This window comes from Plantactinospora sp. KLBMP9567, from assembly GCF_033446045.1.
Lineage (GTDB): Bacteria > Actinomycetota > Actinomycetes > Mycobacteriales > Micromonosporaceae > Plantactinospora.
In genome coordinates, this window is the sequence record NZ_JAWQRR010000035.1 from 17,631 (window position 1) to 38,188 (window position 20,558).

At 72.7% G+C, this 20,558-nt stretch carries 16 protein-coding genes; 12 read left to right on the plus strand and 4 right to left on the minus strand.

Annotated elements, in window-relative coordinates; genetic code table 11:
- Positions 1–42 precede the first annotated feature (42 nt).
- The 6 genes from R6Y94_RS26360 to R6Y94_RS26385 all read left to right on the plus strand — a co-directional run bounded on the left by R6Y94_RS26360 (position 43) and on the right by R6Y94_RS26385 (position 6,964).
- Positions 43–3,111 (plus strand): Rne/Rng family ribonuclease, encoded by a 3,069-nt coding sequence (locus R6Y94_RS26360; RefSeq protein ID WP_318398546.1) that lies wholly within the window; start codon positions 43–45, stop codon positions 3,109–3,111.
- Between the two features lie 142 nt (positions 3,112–3,253).
- Positions 3,254–3,775 (plus strand): hypothetical protein, encoded by a 522-nt coding sequence (locus R6Y94_RS26365; protein WP_318398547.1) that lies wholly within the window; start codon positions 3,254–3,256, stop codon positions 3,773–3,775.
- A gap of 267 nt (positions 3,776–4,042) precedes the next feature.
- Positions 4,043–4,357, plus strand: coding sequence for a 50S ribosomal protein L21 (gene rplU / locus R6Y94_RS26370; RefSeq protein WP_318398548.1), 315 nt, complete (start codon positions 4,043–4,045; stop codon positions 4,355–4,357).
- 29 nt (positions 4,358–4,386) lie between these two features.
- Positions 4,387–4,644 carry a 50S ribosomal protein L27 gene (gene rpmA / locus R6Y94_RS26375; RefSeq protein WP_318398549.1) on the plus strand — a complete coding sequence of 86 codons (258 nt, stop codon included), beginning with the start codon at positions 4,387–4,389 and terminating at the stop codon, positions 4,642–4,644.
- 260 nt (positions 4,645–4,904) lie between these two features.
- Positions 4,905–6,383 carry a GTPase ObgE gene (gene obgE / locus R6Y94_RS26380; protein WP_318398550.1) on the plus strand — a complete coding sequence of 493 codons (1,479 nt, stop codon included), beginning with the start codon at positions 4,905–4,907 and terminating at the stop codon, positions 6,381–6,383.
- Between the two features lie 71 nt (positions 6,384–6,454).
- Entirely contained in the window at positions 6,455–6,964 is a 510-nt protein-coding gene (locus tag R6Y94_RS26385) for a GNAT family N-acetyltransferase (RefSeq protein ID WP_318398551.1), read from the plus strand.
- A gap of 123 nt (positions 6,965–7,087) precedes the next feature.
- On the opposite strand, the gene trpS is transcribed toward R6Y94_RS26385, so the two are convergent.
- From trpS to R6Y94_RS26405, 4 genes are all read right to left on the minus strand, one after another.
- Entirely contained in the window at positions 7,088–8,122 is a 1,035-nt protein-coding gene (trpS, locus tag R6Y94_RS26390) for a tryptophan--tRNA ligase (RefSeq protein ID WP_318398552.1), read from the minus strand.
- A 255-nt stretch (positions 8,123–8,377) separates the two neighbouring features.
- Positions 8,378–11,101: a PQQ-dependent sugar dehydrogenase gene (locus R6Y94_RS26395; protein ID WP_318398553.1), complete on the minus strand. Its 2,724-nt coding sequence runs from the start codon at positions 11,099–11,101 to the stop codon at positions 8,378–8,380.
- A 346-nt stretch (positions 11,102–11,447) separates the two neighbouring features.
- Positions 11,448–12,983, minus strand: a complete 1,536-nt coding sequence (locus R6Y94_RS26400; RefSeq protein WP_318398554.1) for an RtcB family protein — start codon at positions 12,981–12,983, stop codon at positions 11,448–11,450.
- 305 nt (positions 12,984–13,288) lie between these two features.
- Positions 13,289–13,507 (minus strand): DUF397 domain-containing protein, encoded by a 219-nt coding sequence (locus R6Y94_RS26405; protein WP_318398555.1) that lies wholly within the window; start codon positions 13,505–13,507, stop codon positions 13,289–13,291.
- Between the two features lie 70 nt (positions 13,508–13,577).
- Between R6Y94_RS26405 and pepN the strand changes: the two genes are divergently transcribed.
- The 6 genes from pepN to R6Y94_RS26435 all read left to right on the plus strand — a co-directional run bounded on the left by pepN (position 13,578) and on the right by R6Y94_RS26435 (position 20,498).
- A complete protein-coding gene (pepN, locus tag R6Y94_RS26410; protein WP_318398556.1) occupies positions 13,578–16,100 on the plus strand; it encodes an aminopeptidase N in 2,523 nt (840 codons plus the stop codon).
- A gap of 141 nt (positions 16,101–16,241) precedes the next feature.
- Complete coding sequence (gene nadD, locus R6Y94_RS26415; protein ID WP_318398557.1) at positions 16,242–16,838, plus strand: nicotinate-nucleotide adenylyltransferase; 597 nt, start codon at positions 16,242–16,244, stop codon at positions 16,836–16,838.
- A 99-nt stretch (positions 16,839–16,937) separates the two neighbouring features.
- The gene (gene rsfS / locus R6Y94_RS26420; RefSeq protein WP_318398558.1) at positions 16,938–17,336 is read left to right on the plus strand and encodes a ribosome silencing factor; all 399 of its coding nucleotides are present in this window, start codon (positions 16,938–16,940) and stop codon (positions 17,334–17,336) included.
- Positions 17,333–17,962 (plus strand): histidine phosphatase family protein, encoded by a 630-nt coding sequence (locus R6Y94_RS26425; protein WP_318398559.1) that lies wholly within the window; start codon positions 17,333–17,335, stop codon positions 17,960–17,962. Before rsfS ends, R6Y94_RS26425 begins: the two co-directional genes overlap by 4 nt.
- A 144-nt stretch (positions 17,963–18,106) precedes the next feature.
- Positions 18,107–18,952, plus strand: a complete 846-nt coding sequence (locus R6Y94_RS26430; protein ID WP_318398560.1) for a DegV family protein — start codon at positions 18,107–18,109, stop codon at positions 18,950–18,952.
- 295 nt (positions 18,953–19,247) lie between these two features.
- Positions 19,248–20,498 carry an alginate lyase family protein gene (locus R6Y94_RS26435; RefSeq protein WP_318398561.1) on the plus strand — a complete coding sequence of 417 codons (1,251 nt, stop codon included), beginning with the start codon at positions 19,248–19,250 and terminating at the stop codon, positions 20,496–20,498.
- Positions 20,499–20,558: the final 60 nt, after the last annotated feature.

Here is a 20,558-nt window from a genome sequence, read left to right on the forward strand (position 1 = left end):
GCGCTCACCCGCGCCCGGGGAAGCCAGAACTGGAGAACGTCCATGCTCGAGAACGAGCCAGAGGGCGGAGAACGGACCGGCGCGCAGCCGGCCGTCGACGCCACCACCGCAAACGGCAGCACCGAGAGCACGAGTGCGCAGGGCGCCACCGGAGAGAGCGCGACCGCCCAGGGCGGCAGTGCGGAGAGCACGGCGGCGCAGGGCGGCAGTGCGGAGAGCACGACCGCGCAGGGCGGCAGTGCGGAGGGGCCCACACGGCGGCGTACCACCCGGCGCCGTACGTCCAGCACGACGAGTGAGCCGGCACCGACCGGCGTACCGGCCGAGGCGCCCAGCACGGCCCGGACGACCAGCGGAGAGGCGTCCGACGCCGAGGTGCTGGCACCGGTGGCCGCCGACATCGAGGCCGCCCCGAAGGCGACCCGCCGGCGCCGCAAGGCCACCACGGCGGACAAGAAGGACGACACCGGACTTCCGGCCGCCGAGGCGAGCGCGGCCACCGACCCGGGTACGCCCGCGGCCGGCCCCGACGACGCGGCGGTCGAACCCGTACCGCCGGTGAAGGTCACCCGTACCCGTCGGAAGAAGGCGGCGGCGGCACCTCCCGCCGAGCCGACTGAGACGACCGTCACCCCGCCCGGGGCCGCCGAGAGCGCCCCGGCGGCCGGCGAGCTCCCGGTGACCGGCTCCGACGTCGGCGCTCCCGCCACCCCGGAGTCGACCGGCGGAGCCGGTCGCCCGGTGGCTGCCGGCCCGGCCGGGGCCGAGCCGGCGGCCGAGGAGACCCCCCGGGGACGCCGGCGCCGCGCCGCGCTCTCCGCACCCACCGTGCTGTTCATGGCCCCGGAGCCGGAGACTCCGCCGGCCCGGGCCGGCGTGGTCGAGCCCGTTCCGTCGACCCGGCCGACCGAGGCCGAGGCCGAGGGTGAGCCGGTCGAGCCGGTCGAGGGCGTCCGGCGGCGCCGCCGGGGCCGGCGTGCCGGCGAGCCGGCGGTGCTGGAAGCCGAGCCGGAGGCCGAGGCCGAGGGCGTCGCCGACGAGGAGGCCCTGGACGTCACCGACGCCGAGGAGGACGAGGACGAGGAGACCGCGGCGGCCCGGCGTCGTCGGCGGCGCGGTCGCCGGGGTCGGGGCCGGGGCAAGGGCACCGCGGACGACGCCGAGGAGGGCGACGAGCCCGAGGCCGGCGTCGAGGCCGGGGCCGACGAGGACGAGGACGACGAGGGCGACGCCGGTGACGGGGTGACCCGGCGCCGCCGCCGACGGCGGCGCAAGGGTGCCGGAGACACCGACGGTGCGGCCGACGACGGCGTACCCACCGTTATCAAGATCCGCGAGCCTCGCAAGACCGTGGACGAGGTGCAGGGCGTCTCCGGCTCGACCCGGCTGGAGGCCAAGCGCCAGCGCCGCCGGGACGGCCGTGAGCAGCGGCGTACCCGGCCGCCGATCCTCAGCGAGTCGGAGTTCCTGGCCCGCCGGGAGGCGGTCGACCGGGTGATGGCGGTACGCCAGCGCGGCGACCGGACCCAGATCGCCGTACTGGAGGACGGGGTGCTGGTGGAGCACTACGTCACCCGCGCCTCCGCCGGCACGATGGCCGGCAACGTCTACCTGGGCAAGGTGCAGAACGTGCTGCCCAGCATGGAGGCGGCCTTCGTGGACGTCGGGCGCGGCCGCAACGCGGTGCTCTACGCGGGTGAGGTCAACTGGGACACCACCGGACTGGAGGGGCGGGCCCGCTCGATCGAGCAGGCGCTGCGCTCCGGCGACTCGGTGCTGGTGCAGGTCACCAAGGACCCGATCGGGCACAAGGGCGCCCGGCTGACCAGCCACATCGCGCTATCCGGGCGGCACCTGGTCTACGTGCCGCACGGCAACGCCTCGGGGATCAGCCGCAAGCTGCCGGACACCGAGCGCAAGCGGCTGCGCGACATCCTGAAGAAGCTGGTCCCGGACGGTGCCGGTGTGATCGTCCGGACCGCGGCCGAGGGCGCCAGTGAGGACGAACTGGCCCGGGACGTGAAGCGACTCCAGGCGCAGTGGGAGGACATCCAGGCCAAGGCGGCCGAGGGCGGTGCCCCGGTGCTGCTCTACGAGGAGCCCGACCTGGTGATCCGGGTGGTCCGGGACCTGTTCAACGAGGACTTCCGCGAGCTGGTCGTGCAGGGCGACGAGTCGTACGACATGGTCGAGTCCTACCTGTCGCACGTCTCGCCCGACCTGGTGCCCCGGCTGCGCCGGCAGACCGGTACGGCGGACGTCTTCGCCGAGCGGCGGATCGACGAGCAGATCCTCAAGGGGCTGGACCGGAAGGTCTTCCTGCCCTCCGGCGGCCACCTGGTGATCGACCGTACCGAGGCGATGACGGTGATCGACGTCAACACCGGCAAGTACACCGGTGCCGGCGGCAACCTGGAGGAGACGGTCACCCGGAACAACCTGGAGGCGGCCGAGGAGATCGTCCGGCAGCTCCGGCTCCGCGACCTGGGTGGCATCGTCGTGATCGACTTCATCGACATGGTGCTGGAGTCGAACCGGGAGCTGGTGCTGCGCCGGCTCACCGAATGCCTGGGCCGGGACCGGACGAAGCACCAGGTGACCGAGATCACCTCGCTCGGCCTGGTCCAGATGACCCGGAAGCGGATCGGTGCCGGGCTGCTGGAGGCGTTCAGCGAGACCTGCGACTGCTGCAAGGGCCGGGGCGTGATCATCCACACCGAGCCGGTGTCGGAGAAGTCCCGCTCGGGCGCGGGGGACAAGGTCAAGGCGGTCGCCTCGGCCACCGGTACCCCGGCACCGGCTTCCGAGGCACCGGCCGTCGGCGGTCGGCGCCGGGGCCGCAAGGCGGCCGCCCCGGAGCGGGTGGTCGTCGAGGTCTCGGAGTACGACGACACCATGGGATACGACCTGTCCCGCTACGAGGCGGAGCCCCCTGAGGCCGACGACGTCGTCGAGGCCGCGCCGGCCGAGTCGATGCGGCTGGCGGGTGCCGGCGACCCGGACGGTATCGAGGACACCGGTGACCTGGATGCGGAGGCCGAGGCCGCGGAGATCGGCGGCGGTCGTCGCCGGGCCCGGCGCGGCGGCACCCGCCGCCGTACCCGTCCCTGATCCGGCGCTGCCCGGGGAGCCGGGTTTGGTCCGTTGACCCCGGCGGTGGCTACGCTGGTCACTCCCTCGCGGTCCCCGACCGGTCGCCGACCACCGTCGGCGCCGGTCGTGTGGGCCAGCCGCACCCCCGGAGGAGAAGACCATGCGACGCCTGCTGGTGACCGCCGCTATCGCCGCCGCGCTGTTCGCGGCGGCCGGCTGCTCGGGTGAGCGGGACGGCGCCGCCGCACCCGGCCCGTCCGGCAGCCCGTCGGCCGGAGCGCCGTCCTCGGGTGCCGCGACGCCCGGCGCCAGCCCGGGCGGATCACCGGCGGTGGACACCAGCCCGGCCGGGGGCAACGGCAAGGAGGTCTGCGCGGCCGCCACCAAGGCTGCCACCTCCTCCGTGCAGACCTTCGTCTCCGAGCTGGGCAAGTCGCTCCAGGCGGCGAGCACCGGCGACACCGCCGGGGCGCAGGCGGCGCAGCGCAAGGCGGAGGCGGCGTTGCAGACCTGGGGCACCGCGATGCGGGAGCAGTCCGCCCGGGCCACCGACGAGCGGCTCAAGACGGTACTGGCCGAGATCGCGACCGAGGTCGGCACGATGAAGGCCACCGTCGAGTCGGTCGACGAGAACAAGCTCCAGGAGTTGCAGCAGCGGCTGGAGGCGCTCTGCCCGAGCTGACCCCACCGGCCCGGTCAGGGCTGGCCGCTCCGGCTCGCGCCCGGCGAGGTCTCGTCGGGCGCGGGGAGGGCGCCGAGGCTGGTCACCGGCGCCTCGACCGGCCCCGGGAGCGGGCCCGGTTTGGGCGAGCGGCCTGGCATGGCGTACGCTAGCCTGCGGCGCTCATTACGTGCCACGTTCTCGCGTGCCCGCCCCGCACCCCGGTGCGGTCGAGTTGGCCGTCGCGAACACCCACCCGCAGCCTCAACGACAGGGAGTCCGCGTCCGATGTACGCGATCGTCAAGACCGGCGGCAAGCAGTACAAGGTCGCCGAGGGCGACGTGATCGAGGTCGAGAAGCTGGTTGGCCAGCCCGGCGACGCGATCAAGCTCGCCGCCGTCCTCCTCGTCGACGGGGACAACCTGGTGACCGATGCCGCGCAGTTGGCCAAGGTCGCGGTGTCCGGCGAGATCGCCGCACACACGAAGGGTCCGAAGATCCGGATCCACAAGTTCAAGAACAAGACCGGCTACCACAAGCGCCAGGGTCACCGCCAGCCGCTGACCCAGGTCAAGGTGACCGGCATCACCAACGGCAAGTAAGCCCCAGCGGAAAGACAGGTCGTCCTCAGATGGCTCACAAAAAGGGTGCGTCCAGCTCGCGGAACGGTCGCGACTCCGCGGCGCAGCGACTCGGCGTCAAGCGGTTCGGTGGGCAGGTCGTCAGCGCCGGCGAGATCCTGATCCGGCAGCGGGGCACCAAGTTCCACCCCGGTGACCTGGTCGGTCGCGGCGGCGACGACACGCTGTTCGCGCTGGCCGCCGGTGCGGTCCAGTTCGGCACCAAGCGCGGCCGCAAGGTCATCAGCATCGTGCCGTCCGAGCGGTAACGTCAGCTTTCCGGCGGAGCGGGCCGCGGACCTGGTGTCCGGGCCCGCTCCGCCGTTTCTCGGGCCCCGGTCGGCCCGTGCGGGGGGGGGGGGCGGGGCCCGCGGGGGGGGGGGGGGGGGGGGGGGGGGGGCGGGGGGGGGCGCCCCCCCCCCCCCCGTTTCTCGGGCACCGGTCGGCCCGTGCCCGGCCCTCCCGGCCGGGCGGACGACCTGTGCCGTATCCGGCGCCGCCGGTCGGCGCCGATGAAAGGATTGGCAGCGTGACGACGTTCGTTGACCGGGTCGTACTGCACCTGCAGGCCGGGGACGGCGGGCACGGTTGCGTCTCGATCCATCGGGAGAAGTTCAAGCCGTTCGGCGGGCCGGACGGCGGCAACGGCGGGCACGGCGGCAGCGTGTCCCTGGTGGTCGACCCCCAGGTGCACACCCTGCTCGACTTCCACTTCCGGCCGCACGTCAAGGCCGAGAACGGCAAGGGCGGCGCCGGCTCCAACCGGGACGGTGCCAACGGGCAGGACCTGGTGCTCAAGGTCCCGGACGGGACGGTCGTGCACGCCGTGGACGGCACGGTGCTGGCCGACCTGGTCGGCGCCGGCACCACCTTCGAGGTGGCCCGGGGCGGCCGGGGTGGCCGGGGCAACGCCTCGCTGGCCAACGCCCGGCGCAGGGCGCCCGGCTTCGCCGAACTGGGCGAGCCGGGGGACCAGCTCGACGTCGTACTCGAACTCAAGAGCGTGGCCGACGTCGGCCTGGTGGGCTTCCCGTCGGCCGGCAAGTCCTCGCTGATCTCGGTGCTCTCGGCGGCCAAGCCGAAGATCGCCGACTACCCGTTCACCACGCTGGTGCCGAACCTCGGCGTGGTCCGGGTCGACGAGCACACCTTCACCGTCGCCGACGTGCCGGGCCTGATCCCCGGGGCGGCCACCGGCAAGGGGCTCGGGCTGGAGTTCCTCCGGCACATCGAGCGCTGCGCGGTGCTGGTGCACGTGGTGGACGCGGCCAACCCGGAGCCGGGGCGCGATCCGCTGGCCGACATCGATGCCATCGAGGCCGAACTCTCCGAGTACGGCGGGTTGGCCGACCGGCCTCGGCTGGTCGTACTGAACAAGATCGACGTACCGGACGGGCGGGATCTCGCCGAGATCGTCCGGCCCGACATCGAGGCCCGTGGCCTGCGGGTCTTCGAGGTCTCGGCGGTGACCCGGGAGGGGCTGCGCCAGTTGACCTTCGCGCTGGCGGAGTTGGTCGAGCAGTCCCGGGCGGTGGCGCCCGATCTGGAGCCGACCCGGATCGTGCTCCGGCCGGTCGCGGTCGACGACGCCGGCTTCACGATCGAGGCGGCGCCGGACGGCGCGTACGTGGTGCGCGGGCAGCGGCCGGAACGCTGGGTCAAGCAGACCAACTTCGACAACGAGGAGGCGGTCGGCTACCTGGCCGACCGGCTGGCCCGGCTGGGCGTCGAGGAGCAACTCGGCAAGGCCGGTGCCGAGCCGGGCAGCCTGGTCCGGATCGGCGAGCGGGAGTTCGACTGGCAGCCGACGCTCTACGCCGGCGCCGAGTACGTGCCGAGCGCCCGGGGCACCGACAGCCGGCTGGCCGAGAAGGTGACCCGGCCGACCGCGGCCGAGCGGCTCGCCGCCCGCAAGGCCCGCCGGCAGCGACCGCCAGAGGCCGAGGGGTCGGCGCCGGACGGCACCGTGGACCGGCCGGGCGGCGGTACGGCAGAGGGCGCGGATTAGTTCTCTACGCTCCGTATCGGGGCCACTTGGCCGAAACCTTGTTGAAATGCCCGGTGGTTAGCGTCGATGGTGTGCTGATCGAGTCGCGTGCGTCGTCGGATCCCGAGCTGGCCGCCCTGGTGGTGGCCCAGCAGCGTGAGCTTCGGGAGGCCGACGGCGGTCTGGACGGGCAGGTGTTCATGCCGCACGACGACGCCCGCTACCTGGTGGGTGTGGTCGCCGGCCGGGCGGTCGCCTGCGGCGCGATCCAGGCGCTGGACCGGAACACCGCCGAGGTCAAGCGGATGTACGTGCGGCCGGCGCAGCGGGGCCAGGGCTTCGCCCGGCAGATGCTCGGCGCGCTCGAAGAGCTTGCCCTGCGGGCCGGGTACACCGTGCTGCGCCTGGAGACCGGCAGCTACCTTCCCGGCGCGATCCAGCTCTATCTCTCGTCGGGCTACGTCGAGATCCCGGTCTACGGCGAGTACGTCGACAATGCCTACAGCGTCTGCTTCGAGAAACGCCTGCCGGGTGCGGGATCGGCCACTTCAGGGATGCAGTGGCTTGCCGGTCGGGCCGAGGCCACCGCCTCCCTGACGTAGCGCGATCCTCCCGACGCGGTCGGGCGGCCCTTCAACGAACCTTGCCAACCTCCCTTTGCGGGTCCGTTGTGGCCTCAGGTGGAAGTCGGGCGGACCCGCCGCGCTGTCCAGGTTGACGAAGGTTCAATGGCTGAGTAGGCCGATGGCGCGTTTTGCCCGGTGGACCGTGTCGGCGGCGTTGTCCCGGGCCCGTTCGGCACCGTCGGCGAGTACCCGCCGGACGTAGCCCGGGTCGCGGGCCAGTTCGGCGTAGCGGAGCCGGATCGGCCGGAGCATCGCCTCGACCGCCTCGGCGACGGCGTTCTTGAGCTGGGCGTACGACCGGTAGTCGGCGGCCAGAGCCGCGGATGAGCCGCCCAGGCAGGACGCCAGGATCTCCAGCAGGTTCGCCACGCCGGGCCGGTGCCGCGGGTCGTACCCGACGGTCCGGCTCGGGTCGGTCACCGCACGCAGCACCTTGCGGCGGATCACCTCGGGCGGATCGAGCAGGAAGATCGTGCCAGCCCCGCTGGCACTGGTCTTGCCCATCTTCGCGGTCGGATCGGCCAGGTCCATCACCCGGGCCGACACCGCCGGATGGACCGCCCGGGGCACGGTGAAGGTGTCGCCGTACCGGGCGTTGAACCGGGTCGCCACGGTCCGGGTGAGTTCGAGGTGCTGGCGCTGGTCGTCACCGACCGGCACCTCCTGCACGTCGTGCAGCAGGATGTCGGCGGCCATCAGCACCGGATAGCTGAGCAGGCTCAGCCGTACCTGCCGGTGCTGCGCCGACTTCTCCCGGAACTGGATCATCCGCTGCACCTCGCCGTAGCCGGTGGCGGACTCCAGCAGGTAGTGCAACTCGGTGTGCTGCGGCACCTGTGACTGCACGTAGAGCAGCGCCCGGTCCGGGTCGAGGCCGGCGGCGAGCAGCACGGTGGCCTGTTCCAGGGTGAGCGCCCGGATCTGCGCCGGCTGGTGGGTCACGGTGAGCGCGTGCAGGTCGGCGAGGAAGACGATCGTCTCCGCCCGGTACTGGCCGGCGACGATAGGCCGGATCGCACCGACCAGGTTGCCCAGGTGCAGGTGACCGGTCGGCTTGAGGCCGGTGATCCGGCGTACCGCCGGGGTGTTCGGGGCGAGCGCGGTGGCTGCCGGAAGTGGCGAGGTCGGGGCCATGGGGTGCTCCTTACCGGGTTGGTCGCCGCCCCCGGGTGAGCACATGCGAAACGGCCGCCCGGAGGGCGGCCGCTGGCTGTTGTTCGGGTACGCGGATGCGTGGGCCGCCCGTCAGGGCAGCCACCAACCGTTCGAGGTCATCCGCACACCTCCACGGTAGCAGGGACCGGGACCGCCCGGCGGCTCCCGGCGACCGGTCGGGGACGGCCGTCGTCCGCCGCCACCGACCGGTCGCCAGAACCGTGATCATTCGGGTCAGCCGGTCGGCACCACACCGACGTTGAGTTCGGCGACCGAGGTCCACCGGTTGCCGCTGACCTCACCGAGGGCGCGGAGCCGGATGTACCGGCCGCTGGCCGGCGGGATCGTCACCGTCTGTTCCGCCGCGCTGTTCGGGAAGGTGCCGGTGGCCACCGGCGTGCCCCAACTGCTCCGGCTGTTCGAGACGTACACCTCGTAGCCGGTGATCCGGCCGGCGGTGTTCGAGCCCTGCCGGGGCAGGTAGTACAGCCGGTTGACCGTCCGGGCACTGCCCAGGTCGAGGTCGATCCAGTGCGGGTGGGACGAGTTCGACAGCAGTCGCCGGGTGTGCCAGATCGACGATGTGTTGCCGTCCCGTACGTTGGTCGCCCGGCCGTTGACCAGCAGCGTCTCCTGGCTGTCCGCCCCGGCCACGGTCCACGCCGACTGCGGCAGCCGGACGCTGCCGGACTGCGGGTTGTAGCTGGCGGTGTAGCTGGTCGGGCTGGTCGGGGCGGTGATCACGTGGGTCTGCGCCCCACCGTCGGACCAGGAGCCGAAGACGTACGGCACGCCGCCGAGGGTCTGCGGGGTGACCGCGCTGACGGTGTTGCTCGACCCCTGGATGACGGTACGGGTGAACGGCGCCGCCTGTGCGGTCGCGCCGAACACCAGTTGCAGACCGGCCGGGCTGGAGTTGAAGGTCAGGTCGACGGTCTTCGGGTCGAGCCGCACGCTGGTGCTGTGCGACAGCCCGCCGCTGTCCGTGGCGGTCAGCACCAGCTCCAGATAGGACGGATACTCGTGGTCCGGCCCGAGCATACTGCCGCTGGTGCCGGTGAAGTCCTGCAACGTGTGGATGTGGCAGTTGTCCAGCGTGTAGCAGTGGTGCAGCAACATCCGCCAGTGCAGCGCGCTGGCCGGCAGGGTGCCCTGGTCGGGGTCGGTCGCGTGCCCGGTGAAGCTGATCGGGTCGTTGACCGCCCAGGTGAAGGCGCTGCCCGGGGTGTCGATCACCGCGGTCGGCATGCTGTTGCCGGTCTGGATCGGCACCGTCTGGGTGCCGGCGGCGTTCAGCGTGTCGTAGACGGTGAGCCGGGCGGTGTACGGGCCGCCGGCCGGGTAGGTGTGCGAGGCCGTCGGCGTGGTGGCGTCGACGGTGCCGTCGTTGGTGAAGTCCCACTCGTAGCGCAGCCGGCCCTCGTCGGCCGGGTCGGCGTCGGAGGAGCCGGTGCCGTCGAAGTTCACCGTCAGCGGTGCGGTCCCGGAGGTGGGTGAGGCGGCGATCGACGCGACCGGCGGCTGGTTGCCGGGGAAGTACCGGATCCGACGCACCGAACCGGCGTGGTCGACGTAGTAGAGGTCGCCGCCCGGCCCCATGGCCAGGTCGACCGGGTTCGCCGCGGCGCTGCCGAAGGTACGCCGGTTGGTCGCCACCGGCAGCCCGCCGGGTGCGGCGGGCATCATCGCCCAGATGCAGTCCCGGGAGTAGTCGGAGAAGAAGAGCGCGCCCGCGTACTCGGCCGGGTAGCTGCCGCCGGCAGCCGGATAGAAGGTGGCACCGGAGACCGAGGAACCGCCGGTCGGGCAGGCCTCCCCGGCCACCACCCGGGCCGCGTGGTCGTACGTGTAGAACGGTGCCGTCTGCCCGGCACCGCTGTAGAGGCTCTCGCACATGTCGAGGTTGGCGCTGTCGTAGCCGCTCTGCCGGCCGGCGCCCTCGAAGCACGGCCAGCCGAAGTTGGCCACCCCGGCGGTCGGGTCGACCACCCGGTTGACCTCCTCCCACCGGGTCCAGCCCACGTCGCCGAGCCACACCTCGTTGGTGCCGGGCCGGATGGTGAACCGGAACGGGTTGCGCAGTCCCTGTGCGACGATCCGCCGGATGTTCGGGTCGGGGCTGGCTGCCGACGGGTTGCCGGACGCGGCGGCGCCGGTCAGCGGGTCGAGCCGGAGTACCGTGCCGTCCAGGCTGGTCGGGTCGGCGGTGGTCCGGGAGTCCTGGGAGCGCAGCGCGCCGCCCTCGGCGGTCGGCGCGGACATCGTGCCGCCGGGCGGGTCGGCGCAGGGGTTCGGCGGGTTGCCGAGCTGGCCGTAGTCGACCAGGTCGTAGCTGGCTCCGTCCCCGGCGGTGGCGTAGAGCATGCCGTCGGCACCGAACCGCAGGTCACCGGTGGCGTGGCTGGCGTACTGCTGGCACCAGTCGTCGATGAACACCTGCTCGGTGCCGGTCATCGTGTTGCCGGCGGCGGTCAGCCGGGAGAGCCGGCCGGTGACGATGCACCGCCCGCCGTTGGTGCCGCCGACCGAGGCGCAGTTGTCGTTCCAGTACGGAGCGGTCTGCCCCGGCGGGGCGTCGTAGGCGTAGAGCACGTAGACGTACGGCTGGGTGGGGAAGCCCGGGTGCAGGGCCAACCCGAGCAGCCCTCGGTCGTGCTGGTTGTGCACGTTCGCCGAGAGGTCGGCGAAGACGGTCGCGGTGGTGTCGGCGAGGTCGTCGTACACCTTGATCCGGCCGCCCTTCTCGGCGACGAAGATCCGCCCGTCCGGGGCGAACTCGATGTTGGTCGGCTGGTTCAGACCGGTGAAGACGATCTGCTCCTGGAAGCCGGTCGGCAGCACCACCGCGGCGGCGGGTGCCGTACCGGAGATGGGTGCGGCCAGGGCGGCGACCAGCGCGACCGCGACTCCTGTCCGCAGCAGGCGGGCGACCGGTGACGGTCGTGCGGAAGATGGCATTCGTTCCCCTAACTTGGCGCAGCTCCAAGCAGTGCACGGTGCGACCTTCGCGCCCCGCCGCGAAGAACCCGAGCGCGGCCGGTGCGGGACCGGTGCACAAAGGACCTGTCACGCTAGGGGTAGGGGCGGAGCGCGGCAGCCCGGTCCCGCCCGGAGTGAGCAATTCGTGATTACGGGCTAACGGTACGTCACCTGATGTTTGGGGATGATGCCGTCCGGACCACGACGCACCGCCTCGGCGGATCATCGGAGAGTGTCCGGCCGGTCGGGCGAGGAGAATCACCCGACCGGCCCGCCTACACCGTCCACACCGGTCCCCGCCGGGGCGGGGTGCGGTGTGGACGGGTCAGCCCTTGACGGTCAGCAGGGGCCGCAGCTCCGCCACCGGCTCGGCCACCCCGGCCCGGCGCAGGCTCCGCACCACCGGGCCCACCTCCTTGTACGCCCACGGCGCCTCCTGCTTGAGGTCCCGACGCCAGGCGTCGACGATGTCCCGCCGCGCGGCGACCGCCGGATCCCGGTGGTCGACCGGGGTGACCACCCGGAACTCCCGCAGGAAGGCGTCCAGTTCGGCGTCGCCGCCCCGGGACGCCGCGCCCCGCGGGATGCTCCGACCGGCACCGTGGCAGGCACTGGCCAGCGCCCGCGCACTGCCCAGCCCCCGGAGCAGGTAGCTCGGCGCACCCATCGAGCCCGGCACGATCACCGGCTCGCCGTACAGGTCGGTCGGGCGCTGGCCGGCACCGCCCGCTCCGGCGGCCGGGGTGGCGCCCTTGCGGTGCAGTACCGTGCCGTCCGGCTCCGGCCACAGCAGGTTGTGCGGTGCGTCGTAGACCAGCCGGGACCGCAGCTCACCGGCGACCTCGGCCAGCCCGGCCCGGAGCATCAGGGCCAGGAAGAACCGGTTGCCGAGCGCGAAGTTCGCCGCGTTGCCGAAGGCGGTCAGATAGCGCTGCCGGGCCGGTGCGGTGCGCTCGTCCAGCGAGATCGGCAGGATCCGGTTCCGGGGCAGCGGCACCGCGTGTGGCCAGGCGGCCCGGGCCAGGTCCCGCCCGGTGGCGTTGGCCTGGTGGCCGAGCGAGAGCGAGCCACTGTGCACCATCAGCACCACCTGGCCCGGGGCCAGCCCCCAGGCGTACGCGGTGGCGCCGTCCCGGACGTCCGACACGTACTGCAACTCGGCGAAGTGGTTGCCGCCACCGACGCTGCCGATGATGCTGTCGTAGCTGGTCCCGCCGCCGCTGGTGATCCAGTCCCGGAAGTCCTCGGCGGAGTCGACCGGGAAACCGGCGGCGTGCAGCCGACCGTCGAGGCCGGCGAGATCGTCCGGCCCGACCTGCCGCCAGGCGCCCACCGGGTCGGCCGGTACGCCGTCGGCGAGCAGCCCGGGCAGCCCCTCGCGGAGCAGCCCCTCGCGCTGCCCGGGGGTCAGCCCGATCCGGCGGCCACCGGCGAAGAACAGGTGCCGCAGCCGGCGTTCGAGCCGGTCGAGGTGCGGGCGGAGTTGGTCGACGGTGAGCGAGGTCGCCTCGACCCGCATTCCGCAGTTGACGTCGTTGCCGACCGCCTGCGGGATCAGCGCGCCGACCGTGCGCAGTACGGTGCCGATCGGGATGCCGGCACCCTTGTGGAAGTCCGGGGTGCAGACGACCCGCTCGACCCGGGGCTCGGGGTCCAGCCCCGGAACGGCCCGGGCCAGCGTATTCAGGGTGTCGGCGGTTTCCAGCACGGTGAGCAGTTCGTCGACCGCCACCGGTTCGACAGGTACGTCCGGCCCGGCGCAGATCTCGACCGGGACGTCGTACGGGTTGGGCAGGCGCAGCCAGGAGTCGTCGACCCTGACCAGGCGTGGATCATGTCGGTTCGCCGCTGATATCGGCACGTGCAGAGACCTTTCGCAGGCTGCGGTGAGTGAACCTTTTTCCACCTCCCCTTGCGGTCTGGCGGACCGCGAGGTCGGGCGCGGTGCGTGTGCGCCGCCCGGTTCAGGTCGAAAAAGGTTCAGTGGGTACGAGCCATCGGCACGCGGTCGTACGCGTGCGGGCTGGGCGGGGTGGTCCCGCGTTCTCCGGTTGTGGTGCTCGACGGTTCAGCAGCCGCGAGGTCAGGATCAGGCTAGGACCCGGCCGGTCGGGCGGCAATCGAGTTGCCCCGGCGCCCGACGGCGGGTCCGCCGCCCGTGCGTACCTAGTCGAGGTCGAACTCGCCGTCCTGGGCGCCGGCCACGAAGGCGTCCCACTCGGCCTGGGTGAAGACCAGCACCGGACCGTCCGGTTCGGCGGAGTTGCGCATGCCGATCAGATCGTCGACGAACGCGATCTCGACCGAGCCCTCGGAGTCGTCGCCCTCGGCACGCTGCCACACGGCGCGCGACAGGTCGAAATCGCCCTTGGGGTGCTGCGCCATCGTCGGTTCCTCCATCGGTGAATCTGCCCGGGACCGAACCGTCCACGGACCCATCGTGCAGGATAAGCGGATGCCGAGCCTGACCCGGGTAGCGGCGGCGGAACGCGCCGCCCTGCTCACCGTCGAGTCGTACGACATCGAACTGGATCTCACCGGGCCGGCGGAGCGGTTCCGGGCGACCAGCACGGTCCGGTTCCGCGCGGCCACTCCGGGGGCCGGCACGTTCGTCGAGGTCAGACCGGCCCGACTGCTCGGGGTACGACACAACGGTGCCGCACTGGATCCGGCCGCGCTGGAGGACAACCAGTTTCCGCTGACCGGGCTGGCCGCCGAGAACACCCTGGTGGTCGAGGCGGAGATGGCGTACTCGAACAGCGGGGAGGGGCTGCACCGGTTCGTCGACCCGGCCGACGGTGAGACGTATCTCTACGCGATGTCGGGGATGGACAACGCCCAGCGGATCTTCGCCTGTTTCGACCAGCCGGACCTGAAGGCGCCGGTGACCCTGACCGTCGTCGCGCCGCCGGAGTGGACCGTTGCCGGCAACGGGCGGCTCGGCACCGGGCCGGTCTCCGGACGGTGGGTGTTCGCCCCGACCCCGCCGCTGGCCACCTACTTCGTGACGCTGGTCGCCGGGCCGTACTCGGTGCGCCGGGCCGAGCACGACGGGATCCCGCTCGGTCTCTACTGCCGGCGGTCGCTCACCGAGCATCTCGACCGGGACACCGAGGAGATCCTCACGGTCACCCGGCAGTGCCTGGACCGGCTGCACCGGCTCTTCGGGGTGCGCTACCCGTTCGACAAGTACGACCAGGCGTTCGTGCCGGAGTTCAACATGGGTGCGATGGAGAACCCGGGCCTGGTCACCCTGCGGGACGAGTACCTGCCCCGGTCGGCGGTGACCGACGCCGAGCGGGAGCGCCGGGCGAACGTCATCGCGCACGAGATGTCGCACATGTGGTTCGGCGACCTGGTCACCCTGCGCTGGTGGGACGACCTGTGGCTGAACGAGTCGTTCGCCGAGTACTTCGGCACCCGGGTCACCGCCGAGGCGACCCGTTTCGACCGGGCGTGGATCACCTTCGCGCTGCACCGCAAGGCCTGGGGGTACGCCGCCGACCAGCGGCCCTCCACCCATCCGGTCGCGCCGGCCGAGGTGGTCGACGCCGCCGAGGCGCTGGCGAACCTCGACGGCATCTCGTACGCCAAGGGCGCCTCGGTGCTCCGCCAACTCGTGGCCTGGCTCGGCGACGACGCGTTCCTGGCCGGGCTGCGGGAATACTTCGCCGCACACCGGTTCGGCAACGCCACCCTCGCCGACCTGCTCGCGGCGCTCGCCACCAGCAGCGGTCGCGACCTGACCGGATGGGCGCAGGTGTGGCTGCGCCAGCCGCGGCTCAACACCGTGCGCACCGAGGTACGGCTGCGCGACGACGGGCACTACGCCGAGGTGGCCCTGGTGCAGAGCGCCCCGCCGGAGCATCCGGTGCTGCGCCCGCACCGCATCGACGTCGGGCTCTACGACACCGAGCCGGCCGGCGAGGGGATCGCGCTGCGGTTGCGGAACCGGATCGGGGTGGACCTCGACCCGGCGGTGGACGGCGGTCGGACAGTGCTCGGCGGGCTGACCGGTCAGCCTGCGGCCCGGCTGCTGCTGCCCAACGACGGCGACCTGACCTTCGCCAAGGTACGCCTGGACGCCGGCTCGGTCGCCGCCGTGCCGGCGGCCCTGCCCGAACTGGCCGATCCGCTGGCCCGGGCACTGCTCTGGGCGGAGGCGCTGGACGCGGTGACCGACGGGGAACGGCCGGTCGCCGACCTGGTGGCGCTGGTGGTGGCCGCCCTGCCGGCCGAGACCGAGGTGGCCGTGGTGCAGGACGTACTGGCCCGGGCCCGCAACCTGCTCGACCGCTATCTCGACCCGCAGGTCCGGCCGGCCGCCCTGGAGCAGCTCGCCGGGGCCTGCGCCCGGCTGCTCGCGGTGGCGCCGCCCGGCGGGTCGGGCCAGCTCGCGGCGGCACGCGGCTGGATCTCCTCGACCGTCGACACCGCCCGGCTGGCCGGCTGGCTGGCCGGCAGGGACGTACCCGACGGGCTCGCGGTCGACGCCGAGCTGCGCTGGGCGGTACTGCGCCGGCTGGCCGTGCTCGGCGCGGCGGGCGAGCCGGAGATCGCCGCCGAGCAGGCCGCGGACCGCAGCGCCAGCGGGGCGGAGTGGGCCGCGACCTGTCGGGCGGCGCTGCCGGACCCGGCCGCCAAGGAGCACGCCTGGCGGCTGCTCGTCGGCGAGACGAGTCTGTCGAACCGGCTGCTGGAGGCGACCGCGCGCGGCTTCTGGCAGCCGGAGCAGGCCGGACTGACCGACTCCTATGTGGAGCGGTACTTCGCCGAGATGCCCGCGGCAGCGCGGCGGCGTACCCCCTGGGTGGCCGACCGGGTGGCCGGGCTGGGTTATCCGCGGTACGCCGTCTCGGCACGGACCCGGGAACTGGCGGCGGCGCTGCTCGCCCGGGACGACCTGCCGCCCGGGCTGCGCCGGGTGGTCGTCGACGAGGACGACGACCTGCGTCGGGCGCTCGCCGTGCGGCGGTGAGTACCGGCCCGCCTGCCCACCGGCCCGCCTGCCCACCGGCCCGCCTGCCCACCGGCCCGCCCGCTCGGCAGATCGGCCGGAAAGTGCGATCTGGCTCATGCTCCCCGGAACGGGCGGCGGGTCCGGGCCTACGATCAAGTCGTGGAGGCAGACATCCGGCGGATAGGGATCATGGGAGGCACTTTCGACCCGATCCACCACGGGCACCTGGTGGCCGCGAGCGAGGTGGCCGACCGGTTCGAGTTGGACGAGGTGGTCTTCGTGCCCACCGGCCAGCCGTGGCAGAAGGCCGACGAGCCGGTCAGCTCGGCCGAGGACCGCTACCTGATGACCGTGATCGCGACCGCCTCGAACCCGCGGTTCCAGGTGAGCCGGGCCGACATCGACCGGGGCGGCCCGACCTACACCGTCGACACCCTGCGCGACCTGCACTCCGAGTACGGCCCGAAGGTGCAGCTCTTCTTCATCACCGGCGCCGACGCGCTGGAGAAGATCCTCTCCTGGAAGGATCTCGACCAGATGTTCGAGTTGGCCCACTTCATCGGGGTCACCCGGCCCGGCTTCGTCCTCTCCGACGCCCACCTGCCGGCCGACACGGTCAGCCTGGTCGAGGTGCCCGCGATGGCCATCTCCTCGACCGACTGCCGTGCCCGGGTGGCCGCCGGTGGGCCACTCTGGTATCTCGTCCCCGACGGTGTGGTGCAGTACATCGCCAAACGGGGGCTCTACCGGGGGTGATTCCGCCCGGTTTCATGCTCATCGTTCGTTAACCGCCGGGCCGTACGGTGCCACCGTGTGAGAGGCTAGGAGGGTCCGACGGTTGATCGAAGGAGAATGGTGACAGCTTCCGACCGCGCCCGTGAGCTGGCAACGGTTGCCGCGCAGGCCGCAGCCGACAAGAAGGCGCAGGACATCGTCATCATCGACGTGGCGGACCAGTTGGTGATCACCGACGCGTTCCTGCTCGCCTCCGCGCCCAACGAGCGGCAGGTGACCGCGATCGTGGACGCGATCGAGGAGGCGCTGGTCGGTCTGCCCGAGAAGGCCAAGCCGGTCCGCCGCGAGGGCGAGCGGGCGGGCCGCTGGGTGCTGCTCGACTACGTCGACCTGGTGGTGCACGTCCAGCACACCGAGGAGCGCGAGTTCTACGCGCTCGACCGGCTGTGGAAGGACTGCCCGACGATCCCGTTCGTCGACCGGGACCTGGTGGAGGCCGAGGCGGGCATCGCCGAATGACCCGGCTGATCGTCTGGCGGCACGGCAACACCGACTGGAATGCCGCCAACCGGGTGCAGGGACAGCTCGACATACCGCTGAACGACCTCGGCCGCGAGCAGGCCGCCGAGGCCGCGCCGCTGCTTTCCGCGCTGCGTCCGGACGCGATCGTCGCCAGCGACCTGCGTCGGGCGGCCGACACCGCCGCCGCGCTGGCGGCGCTGACCGGCCTGCCGGTCCGCACCGACGCCCGGCTGCGGGAGCGGTTCTACGGGCAGTGGCAGGGGCTGCTGATGACCGAGGTGGCGCAGCGGTTCCCCGCCGAGTACGCCCGCTGGCGGACCGGTGACCCGGATCCCGGCAGCGAGGTGGAGAGCCTCGACGACCTCGGCAAGCGGATCGGCACGGCGTTGCAGGAGGCCGCCGACGCGGTACCGGGCGGCACGATAGTGATCGCCACGCACGGCGGTGGCGCCCGACAGGGCTGCGGCTACCTGCTCGGCTGGGACTCGACCGTGCTCCGGTCGGTCGGCTCGCTGAACAACTGCCACTGGACCGAGTTGCGGCACGACGAGGTACGCGGCTGGCAGTTGCGCGGGCACAACGTCGGCCTGGTCGCCCACGGCCCCGCACCGGCGGCCGTCTGAGCCGTTCCGGTCGGCCGCCTGCTGCGGCGCGGCCTGCCCGGGGTCCGGCGGTACCTGCCGTCCGTCGGCGGGGTTCTGCTGCCCGGGTCGCCGTTCGGTGGCCGGCCGGTCGTCCTGCCGTCGGTGATCGGCTAACGTGCCGGAATGCCTGTCGCGGTTGTCACCGACTCCACCGCCTACCTGCCGGCCGAGCTGGCCGAGCGGCATCCGCTCACCATCGTGCCGCTGATCGTCGTGCTGGACGGGACGCAGGGTCGGGAGGGCATCGACGTCGGGCCGGCGGACGCGGCCCAGGCGCTGAGCGCCCGGCGGTTCGCGATGAGCACGTCCCGGCCGGCGCCGGAGGAGTTCGTCGAGACGTACCGCCGGCTGCTGGCCGAGGGGGCCGACAGCGTCGTCTCGGTACACCTGTCGGCCGAACTCTCCGGAACGGTGGAGGCGGCCCGGCTGGCCGCCGCCGAGCTGGGTCCCCGGGTCGGCGTGGTCGACGCCCGGTCGACCGGGATGGGCCTCGGCTTCCCGGCGCTCGCCGCCGCCGAGGCCGCCGCCCGGGGTGCGGGCCTGACCGAGGTACGCCGGGCGGCGCTGGACGCCATCGCCCGGACCAGCGCCTTCTTCTACGTCGACACCCTGGAGTTCCTCCGGCGTGGCGGCCGGATCAACGCTGCCGAGGCGTTGCTCGGCACCGCCCTGTCGGTGAAGCCGATCCTGCACATGGCCGACGGCGGCATCGTGCTGCGGGACCGGGTCCGCACCGCCGGACGGGGGCTGGCCCGGCTGGTCGACCTCGCCGTGGACGCGGCCGGTCCGGGTGAGGTCGAGGTGGCGCTGCACCATCTCGCCGTACCCGCTCGGGCGACCGACCTGGCGGCGAAGTTGGGCTCACGCCTCGGTGACCGGCTCCGGGCCACGTACGTCACGGAGGCCGGAGCGGTGATCGCCACGCATGCCGGGCCGGGACTGGTCTGCGTCGTGGTGCACCGTCGGTAGGGTGATGTCTCCGGCGTCCCGTCCTGCTGGCTCTCCCCGCGTTGGTGGATCTCCACGCCCTGCTCGGTCCCTCTGCCCTGCTTGACCTTGCCCCGCTTGATCCGTCCGCGCTGCTTGATCCGTCCGCCCCGCTTGATCCGTCCGCGTCCGTTGATCGTCGCGCGTGGCTGGGAAGGTGGCTTCTCGTCCGGTAGGCGTTGACTCAGGTCGATTTGGATGGTCCTATTGGACAGTAAACCTTCCTAAGAGTTGCGGTCGTCCATCACCACCGGCCCCCGCGAGCAGGAGGAGCACCGTGTCCAGATCCCGTCCCCGCCCCAGAACACTCCGGACGATCGCCGCCGGGCTACTGCTGTCGACCGTCGCGATCGTCCCGTACGCCGGGCCCGGCGCCGCCGCACCGGCAACCGCGTCGGCCGGACAGCCCGGCGCCGAGGTGCGGATCGCGGCGCCGCCCACCTTCACCCACCCCGGCGTACTGGTCAGCCGGCCACAGCTCGACTTCGTCCGTGCCCGGGTGACCGCCGGAGCGCAGCCCTGGAAGGGCGCCTACGACCAGATGATGGCCAGCGGCTTCGCCTCGCTGACCCGTACCCCGAAGCCCCGGGCGGTCGTCGAGTGCGGCTCGTACTCCAACCCCAACAACGGCTGCACCGACGAGCGGCAGGACGCGCTGGCCGCGTACAGCCTGGCGCTGGCCTGGTACGTCACCCAGGACAGCCGGTACGCGGAGAAGGCCATCCAGATCATGGACGCCTGGTCGGCGACGATCCGGGACCACACCAACAGCAACGCACCGTTGCAGACCGCCTGGGCCGGGTCGAGCTGGCCCCGGGCCGCCGAGATCATCCGGTACACCTACGGCGGTTGGTCCTCGGCCGGCGTCAGCCGGTTCGGCACCATGCTGCGCGACGTCTACCTGCCCGAGATTATTAACGGCAACGCGACCAGCAACGGCAACTGGGAACTGAGCATGATGGAGGCGTCGCTCGGGATCGCGGTCTTCCTTGAGGACCGGGCCGCCTACGACCGGGCGGTCGGCAAGTTCCGCGACCGGTTGCCGGCCTTCCTCTACCTGACCAGCGACGGGGCGTACCCGCGCGGCCCGGTCGGCAGCGGCATCGACACCCGGGCCGAGGTCGTCTCGTACTGGCATGACCAGCAGGTCTTCTCCGACGGGCTCTCCCAGGAGACCTGCCGCGACTTCACCCACACCGGGTACGGCATCTCGGCCATCTCGCACGTCGCCGAGACGCTCCGGCACCAGGGGCAGGACATCTACCCGGAGATCCAGGACCGGTTGCGGCACGCGCTCGGCTTCCACGCCAAGTACGAACTGGGCGACGCCGTCCCGTCGACGCTCTGCGGCGGCAGCCTGACCCGGGGGCTCGGCCCGGTCACCGAGGTTGCCTTCAACGCCCTGAACAACCGCCGGGGCATCGCGATGACCCGTACCCAGCAGCTCACCGAACGGCAGCGTCCGGCCGGGACGAACTATCTCTTCGTCGCCTGGGAGACCCTGACCCACGCCGGCAACCCCAACTGACCCCGCCGGGGGGGCGGCCGGCGGGCCGGCGGGCGGCGGCCCCCCCCCGCCCCTCGCCCA

Excerpts from the sequence above, each read along its gene's own strand:
- R6Y94_RS26360 (WP_318398546.1), top strand. The coding sequence starts at position 43 with ATGCTCGAGAACGAGCCAGAGGGCGGAGAACGGACCGGCGCGCAGCCG.
- R6Y94_RS26365 (WP_318398547.1), top strand. The coding sequence starts at position 3,254 with ATGCGACGCCTGCTGGTGACCGCCGCTATCGCCGCCGCGCTGTTCGCG.
- rplU (WP_318398548.1), top strand. The coding sequence starts at position 4,043 with ATGTACGCGATCGTCAAGACCGGCGGCAAGCAGTACAAGGTCGCCGAG.
- rpmA (WP_318398549.1), top strand. The coding sequence starts at position 4,387 with ATGGCTCACAAAAAGGGTGCGTCCAGCTCGCGGAACGGTCGCGACTCC.
- trpS (WP_318398552.1), bottom strand. The coding sequence starts at position 8,122 with ATGGCCCCGACCTCGCCACTTCCGGCAGCCACCGCGCTCGCCCCGAAC.
- R6Y94_RS26395 (WP_318398553.1), bottom strand. The coding sequence starts at position 11,101 with ATGCCATCTTCCGCACGACCGTCACCGGTCGCCCGCCTGCTGCGGACA.
- R6Y94_RS26405 (WP_318398555.1), bottom strand. The coding sequence starts at position 13,507 with ATGGCGCAGCACCCCAAGGGCGATTTCGACCTGTCGCGCGCCGTGTGG.
- pepN (WP_318398556.1), top strand. The coding sequence starts at position 13,578 with ATGCCGAGCCTGACCCGGGTAGCGGCGGCGGAACGCGCCGCCCTGCTC.
- R6Y94_RS26425 (WP_318398559.1), top strand. The coding sequence starts at position 17,333 with ATGACCCGGCTGATCGTCTGGCGGCACGGCAACACCGACTGGAATGCC.
- R6Y94_RS26430 (WP_318398560.1), top strand. The coding sequence starts at position 18,107 with ATGCCTGTCGCGGTTGTCACCGACTCCACCGCCTACCTGCCGGCCGAG.